This is a genomic window from Endozoicomonas sp. ALB091 (assembly GCF_049310265.1).
Classification (GTDB): domain Bacteria; phylum Pseudomonadota; class Gammaproteobacteria; order Pseudomonadales; family Endozoicomonadaceae; genus Endozoicomonas.
The window spans coordinates 1,182,482-1,189,902 of record NZ_JBLYNQ010000007.1 but is presented as its reverse complement, the minus strand read 5'-3'; the positions used below and the strand labels follow the sequence as shown (position 1 = coordinate 1,189,902).

The window sequence follows — 7,421 nt, the reverse complement described above, 5'->3', positions numbered from 1 at the left end:
TCGACAAATTGATGAACCAGGGGGTGAGTACAGAGCCGGAGAAAACGAAAAACAAAGCGGAGTAGAAGAACGTAAGCGCCGTGGCAAAAAATCTAATCTGGAAGACGCCGGTCAGAAAGACCTGTTCGCCTCCCCTGATCTGACCGGTGAAGAACGCAAACAGCAGATCATCGAGAACCAACGTGTTCTGGTTAAGCACGTTGAAACCGGCACCATAAGGGCTGGCACCGACACCATCCACACCCACGACGACCTTGCCCACTTCATCGCCCCGATCCGCAAGCTGGCGCAGGAGGAAATGTACGCCATTGTGCTCGATGGCAACGACAAGGTAATTAATGTCATCAAGCACAGCAAGGGGCAGAAAGCCTCTGCCTCCGTGTCACCCTGGACACTGGCCGGTGCAGTGGTCGCCACACCGGATGCCAAAAGCGTCTGGTTTGCCCATAACCATCCATCCGGTGATCCAACCCCCAGTACCTCCGATGTGCATATTACCCACAGCCTGAACGATGTGCTGGACGGCAGTGGCGTAGTGAATATGGGTCATGCTGTGGTGGGTATCACCGGCCACGCCAGGATTATGGATGCCGATGGTTCGGAGCAGACAGGAGCGGTGGCACCTAAGCGCATGGCTCGCAATAAAGCATTCCCCATTACCGAACGGCGACTGCGCTTTAACCGGCCTCACATCAACTTCAGCTCACCGCAAACGGTGCGCCCCTTTCTGGATACGATCAGTGGCAATGCGGTGGTGTTGCTGGACAGCAAATATAATGTCACCGGCGTCCTGCCATTGTCTGACAGCGACCTGAAGACCCTGCGACACCCCACAGATAACCCGGCGGCTGCCCGGATTATGACGTCACTGGACAGCACCAACAGTTCGTCGGTCATCCTGAAAAGCAGTGGTTCGCCACTGGCCATGAAAGGCACCCGGAACCTGATCAACTTTTTCAACCGGGGCGACCGGATTAATGTGCTGGATCACTTTACCGGCAAGGAGGGTGATTACCAGTCAGCCGCTGAACAAGGCTTCCCCAACCTGAGCGAGGGAGGCTCTTTTTATGCCCTGCGCAAAGACACCAATGCCAAAGGCATTCAGTCCGGTCCCCTGCGGCTGAAGCTGAAGCCGCTGGAGCAGAAACTCAATCAGGCCATTCATGTATTGCAGTCTGAAACCGAACTGCCCTCACACCTTTACCGGAAAGTCATCAGCGACAAGGCACAAGGCCGGGTGCGGGGCCTGTTTGACCCGGACACGGGCGACACTTACCTGATCGCTGCCAACCTGGACAATGTGGGCGAGGCAACCCGTACCGTCCTCCATGAACTGGTGGGCCATAAAGGCGTCCGTGGTCTGCTGGGCAAGCGGCTGGATACCGTGCTCGATGAAATCCACCGGGATATGAGCGACCGGCTGAAGCAGGCACTGGCCAAACGCTACGCCCGGCAGATGGAAGGCAAGAGCGAAGTGGAAGCCAACCGGATCGTTGCCGAGGAATACCTGGCACACCTGGCGGAGAAAGACCCGAAAAACGGCCTGTTGACCAAAGTGGTCAGCATGATCCGCAATGCCCTGCGCCGGTTGTTCCCCAACATCAAGTGGACCGATGCCGATGCGGTGGAGTTGCTCAGTGCTGCCCGTGGGCATCTGAAGCGCAATGGCAGCTTTAACCCCAACGGTCCGAAAGGCAATCGCTATAACGACGCTGGCCGTGCGCCCACCTTTTACTCTGCCGTGGAGCGCAGTGCCGCCGCCGTGAAGTCGGACAAGCTGCCTGCCCAGAGTTGGCTGAATGCCATCAAGAAAGGCAACAACGTGCAGGACGAGGAAATCCAGTGGATGGGGCTGGACTTGTGGCTGGCCCAGAAAAATAAAGAGCAAAAAGGCCAAAAGCTGAGCAAATCAGAGGTGTTGGATTTTATCCGGCAGAATGAGGTGCGGATCACCGAAGACCTGAACGTGGATGGCTTCGATGAACAGGAGCTGGACGACCGGGTTTATGAAAAGCAGCAGATGTTTATCCGTGAACGCATTGGTGATTATGAGCATGGTTATTCACTGGATGAACTGGCTGATGCCCTGGAAGAGGCGCGGGAAGATTTGCGGGAATCCGAGTATGACTTTCACTATGACGAGCTGAAACAGCGGTATGAAGATGAAGAGTTGGATGACCATGAAGTTGAAGCCCTGCTGGACGACGATGGCGATCTGAATGAGTCAGCTCTGCATGAAGAAGCCCAATGGCGAGCTAATAACAGCGTCGATAATATGGGCGACAAAGAACTGGTACGTGATCATGTCAGCTATTCCGATAAGGAAGACGCCGCACTGGAAGCCTGGGAGAACGACTACGAGTCTGATTATCGCAGTGATATGGAAGCAGAATTGCGGGATGAGTCCAATGTCCAGTACCGGCAATACGCCATGCAGGGTGGCGAAGATTATTCCGAGCTGATCCTGTTCCTTGATAACAACAAGACTGTATTTCCTGCTGATCATCCGAACCATAAGAACCGGAGCCCCATCACCGAAGAAGAAGCGGGCGATCTGAGCCAGGGCGTGTTGCCCCACGATTTGAAGGTGAATGATTCGGAGTGGGGAACGGAGTTCAGACATTACACCCTTTACCGTGTCGATGCTGATGGTAACAGAACCATTATCACCACTGGCCATGCCTCGGCAGCCTCGGCCATTGCTGCTGCGGTCAGCCAACACCATTCATTCGCTCGATGGGAACAGGAGGCTTACACCGATAGCCATTGGGGAGATGCTGAAAATGCACTGGCTCATGTTCGCTTCCAGACCTTTAATGAAAACGTCCATGGTCGTAATGAACGGATTCTGTTTATTGATGAAGTCCAGAGTGACTGGCATCAGCAGGGACGGGAAAGAGGCTACCAGACACCAGAAGCCATAAAAGCCAATGAGGAATGGATAAGAAAAACTGATGCCCTGAGAAAAGAAAAACGGGAAAAGACCAATGAAGAACAGACTGTAGACACTGAAATCTATATGACCAAAGACCAGTTAAACCTGCTGAATGAGCAAATGGCCAACGAAGAAGGCTGGAACGACTGGGGCGACGAAGAACGCAAGGAAAAGTTGCAACCACAGATTGACCAGATAAGGGGTGAACTCAAGGAACTTACCAGGCGCAAGGAGGCGTTGCTGGATCGACTAAGGCAGATAGAAACCGAACTGGAATCACTCTACAGCCATAACTCTGCCATGAATACCTATCGCATGAAGCCCGACGCTCCCCTGAAGGAAAACTGGCCCAACCTGGTGATGAAAAGGATGATTCGCCATGCCGCTGAAGAAGGCTTTGACCGGATTGCCTGGAGCAGCGCGGCACAACAGGTGGAACGGTATCCAAGCCTTGGTCAGGTGGTGGATTCACTGAAGGTAACGCCGGTATTCACCAGCTCAGGCCGCTTGACCGATTTCACCATGGTGATCAAGCAGAGAAACGGTAACCAGCGGCATGAGCGCATCGCCGAAGAAAGGCTGGAAGACTATGTGGGCAACCGGGTGGGCACAAAAGTCAGGGAGGAGTCCGAGAATATCAGACAATCGTTGTACCGCAAGGCAGGCAGCTATGAAGCGCAGCCTCACGAAGGGATGAGCTTATATAACCTGATTGATGAGAACGGAGAAGTGTACCGGGATAGTGGCGGTAGCATCAGGGTCTTTAAAAACCCGGAAGAAGCCCTGAAGGGTATTAAAGAGCTGACCTTTCAGGATCACGAAGAGTCATTCACTCTGGATAATCTGGACGAGGTAATCGGCGACAGCGGTGCCAGGGGTATGAAGGAGTTCTACGACAAGCGCCTTGCCAACTACATGAAAAAGTACACCAAGAAGTGGGGGGCGATACTGGAACCTGTGGAAATTATCTTCAGTGGGTCGCAGTCCCCTTACGATACCAAGCCTGATAAGGTTTGGTCCGTGACCGTCACCGACAAGATGAAAGACTCGGTGCTGAAGGACGGCCAGTCACTGTTTGCGCTGAAGGATAGGCAACAGAACAAGAAGCCCAAGACTAACAGCAGAACCGACAACCCCCGGGGATGGGGGAAATCCCACCAAGCGCCGGGAGCGCGACTGGGAGCCCGGAAAGAGAAGCCCAAGCCGGACAGAAAAATTGGCGCTCCCCGCTACGCCCTGCAAGACCTGCCGGACGATGTGCAGTCCGTCATCAAAGACATCCACGGAGGCATTAATCCCAAAGGCAAGCTGGATCGGCTGAAGGAAAAGTGGGATTCCCGCACCCTTGTAGAACATATCAAGCGATGGCAGATAGAAGCCAATCAGGGAATGTGGAACCGTTTTGCCATTGTTGAGCACAATGAAAAACAGCTTAATGACGGCAAGTTACTGGATGCGGCCTTGTCCGCCAGCAAGGCTGCGCACCTGAGTCGGAACTCACAAAGCGTAACGGAGGCGGTGCTGTATAAAGGCACACCAATGCTGAAAGACGGCAGTGTGGTAATAAAGCCCGACAGTCAGGGGATTGTGGAAGTATTTACTCCGGTTGCCGAACGGGGTGAACTGGAAACCCAGGAGGTTTGGGCAGGCAGTATCCGGGCGCAGCGGATCATCGACGAAGACAAGGCAGCCAGGGCAAAAGGCAATCAGCTGCTGGCTCAGGGGCAGGCCCTGAAAGAGACTCTGGATGCCATCGCACCGGATGAGTATCAGGGGGGGCGGACTGCCTGGAACCGTGATCGCAAGCAGATGCAAAAAGACCTGAAGTTGGGCAAGGAGCTGAGCCAGCAGAATCGGGAGAACCTGTACGACGAGCAGAAAATCAAAACCATGCAGAACTGGGTAGACACCCAGCCGCAACTGAAAACCCGGTTCAATAAAGTAAAAGACAGCTATCAGGCCCACAACAAAGACCTGTTGAACTTTATGGAAGATGCAGGTCTCCTGAATAAGGACGTTCGCAAGCTGTTTGAAACCGATGACTACCTGCCTTTCCACCGGGTACATGACCTGGAAGCGAAGGAGCAGAGTGGGGGCCGACTCAAAAAAGGATTATCCGGTCAGAAATCCGGCATTCAGAAACTGACCGGCGGAGTGGAAAAGATTGCTCCCCTTGAAGCGATGGTGCGCAATACCCGGTCGATGATAGATGCCGCTTTCAAGAACATTGCCCAGCAACGAATTGTAGAGGACGGGGTACGCCTGGGCGCACTGGAGAAGGTGGACGCCGTGTTCACCATGACCGATGAGGAAGTGCTTGGGCGTCTGCGGGAAATGGAGTTGGATACCAACCTGACACCGAACCAGATGCGTCGCTGGAAAGCCCTGTTGAGTACCTATGTGGAACCGGGCAATGGCGTGGTCAGCGTATCGGTTAACGGCAAGCTGGAATATTATCAGACTAAAGACCCACTGTTGTATGCCTCCATTCAGGATTTGGGCGCACCGGCCCATACCGCCTTTGAGAAGCTGATCGGGTTGCCCCGCAAGGTACTGACTGCAGGGGTGACATCACTGCCGGACTTCTGGTTGCGCAACCTGATTAAGGATACCTTGTCCACTGCTGTGCATATTGCCCCGGAAGTGAACGGCAAGACGCTGCAACTGAATCCGCTGGCGGGTGCAGTCAGGGGCTTCCGTAAGTCATTGAAGAATGATGAAACCCGCTGGGTGTCGGTGATGGGTGGCGGCACCAGCGGCAGCGGCTATTACAGCGTCGACTCCGATAATATCCGCAAAAAAATGTCGCCGGAGGAACGTAACCGGATCCTTAATGGTCCGGGACAGTTGTGGGAGTTCTGGAAAAGGCTCGGTTCCCGCTTTGAAAACACCAACCGGTTTCACGTTTATGAGAAGACCATTGAGGCAGGCGGCTCCCCGGCCGAGGCTGCTTATCAATCCCTGGACGTATTGAACTTTACCCGTAGTGGGCAGTGGCCGTTGATCCGGTTTATGGTGAATTCCGTTCCGTTTTTTAACTCTTTGATCCAGGGGGTGAACCGATTGTGGCGGGGCATCAAGCCCGGGGATGATTGGTCGTTATCGGCTTTTTCCGGTCCGGTGATCTTCCGTGGGATGCTGTACGGGCTGGCGTCCTGGGCATTGTTGAGTCTTTATAAAGACGACGAGCGCTATAAGAAACTGACCAACGATCAAAAATTAGGCTATCACCACTTCTGGATAGGCGAGGGTGATGAAGGTCACTTCCAGATACCCAAGCCCTTTGAAGTAGGGGCTATCTTTGCCACCCTGCCAGAGATCATTACCCAGAGCCTTGATGGCAGCGAGGATAGGAAGTGGACCAAGGATATGCTGCATAGGCTGGTGATGAATATCTTTAACCTGGATCCTATTCCGCAGATCATCAAACCGATATGGGAAGTCTCCGAAAACCGGGACCGTTTCCGTGACCGGCCCATTATCCCCATGCACTTGCAGAACCTGAAGCCGGAAGCCCAGTATGACCCATACACCAGTGACACCCTGAAAGAACTGGTGCAGTTACTACCGGAAGGCGCACCGGACTGGATGCGTTCCCCCAAGAAACTGGAGCACCTGCTCAAAGGCTATTTCGGCTCATTGGGGGGGTATGTTTTGATGGCAACCGATGCCCTGACCCATGCAGTCACCGATGCTGCAGAGAAGCCGACTCGCAACAAACATGAGTACCCGGTGCTGGGTTCGTTTATCCGTGATGGTGTGAGCAGCAATAACCGTTACACCATTGAACTGCACGATATGACGGTGGATGTGATGGAGATTGCCAACACTATCAAGCGGTACAAGGAGTCCGGTGAGGACAAACAGGCCAAAGACCTGGAGCAGACAGCCGCTGGCAAACTGAAGAACAAGGCCGGCCTGAACAAGGCTAGCCGGGAGATCAGTAAGCTGCGCAAGGAAATACGGCGGGTGATGGAAGATCGGCTAATGGACCGTCAAACCAAACGAGAACGGATAGACAGCCTGAACTGGAAGATCAACCAGCTCAGTGCCAGTACTGTAAAGAAATATCAGCAGCCGTTCCGATAATCAAGGATGAGGCGATACGGTGTCACAGAGATGTGAACCGAAGGAAGCTTTGAAAAACCAAGCAGGGCGCACAGGAATTCCTAACGACTTTGGTCGTTCTCTACGTCCCTCGCTGTAAGCGGGTTTTTTTGTTTTGATGAGTTACTCACTACTGATTAAAAAATGATCAGGCTGCTTTTGTCCCGCTTTTTCCCTTGTTTTATTGACTCTCCCACGGGTTGTGCACCGAGTTATCCACGGAATTAGTGGATGATTAAAGTTATTGATTAAATGGTCGACGGCTCAGCCACTGAAATATGCTTTCATGCTTTGAAATTTACTTTGCTGAGTGCAGCACACAGGGGGGCCTTCTACCTCTGGTCGTCTGTTAAATTGGGAAATGGCTGGCCTTTCTCCA

Annotated in this window: 2 protein-coding genes; one reads left to right on the top strand and one right to left on the bottom strand. The window is 53.3% G+C overall.

All coding sequences use genetic code 11. The features are described from left to right. Positions 1-352 (bottom strand): hypothetical protein (locus ACO6UX_RS16970; protein WP_422449551.1); only part of this gene is annotated, 352 nt, incomplete at its 3' end. Between ACO6UX_RS16970 and ACO6UX_RS16965 the strand changes: the two genes are divergently transcribed. Beyond that, on the top strand, positions 299-7,024 hold the full coding sequence (locus ACO6UX_RS16965) for an LPD38 domain-containing protein (RefSeq protein ID WP_422449550.1): 6,726 nt from the start codon (positions 299-301) through the stop codon (positions 7,022-7,024). The two genes, ACO6UX_RS16970 and ACO6UX_RS16965, sit on opposite strands and share 54 nt — an antisense overlap. The last annotated feature ends 397 nt before the right edge of the window (positions 7,025-7,421 follow it).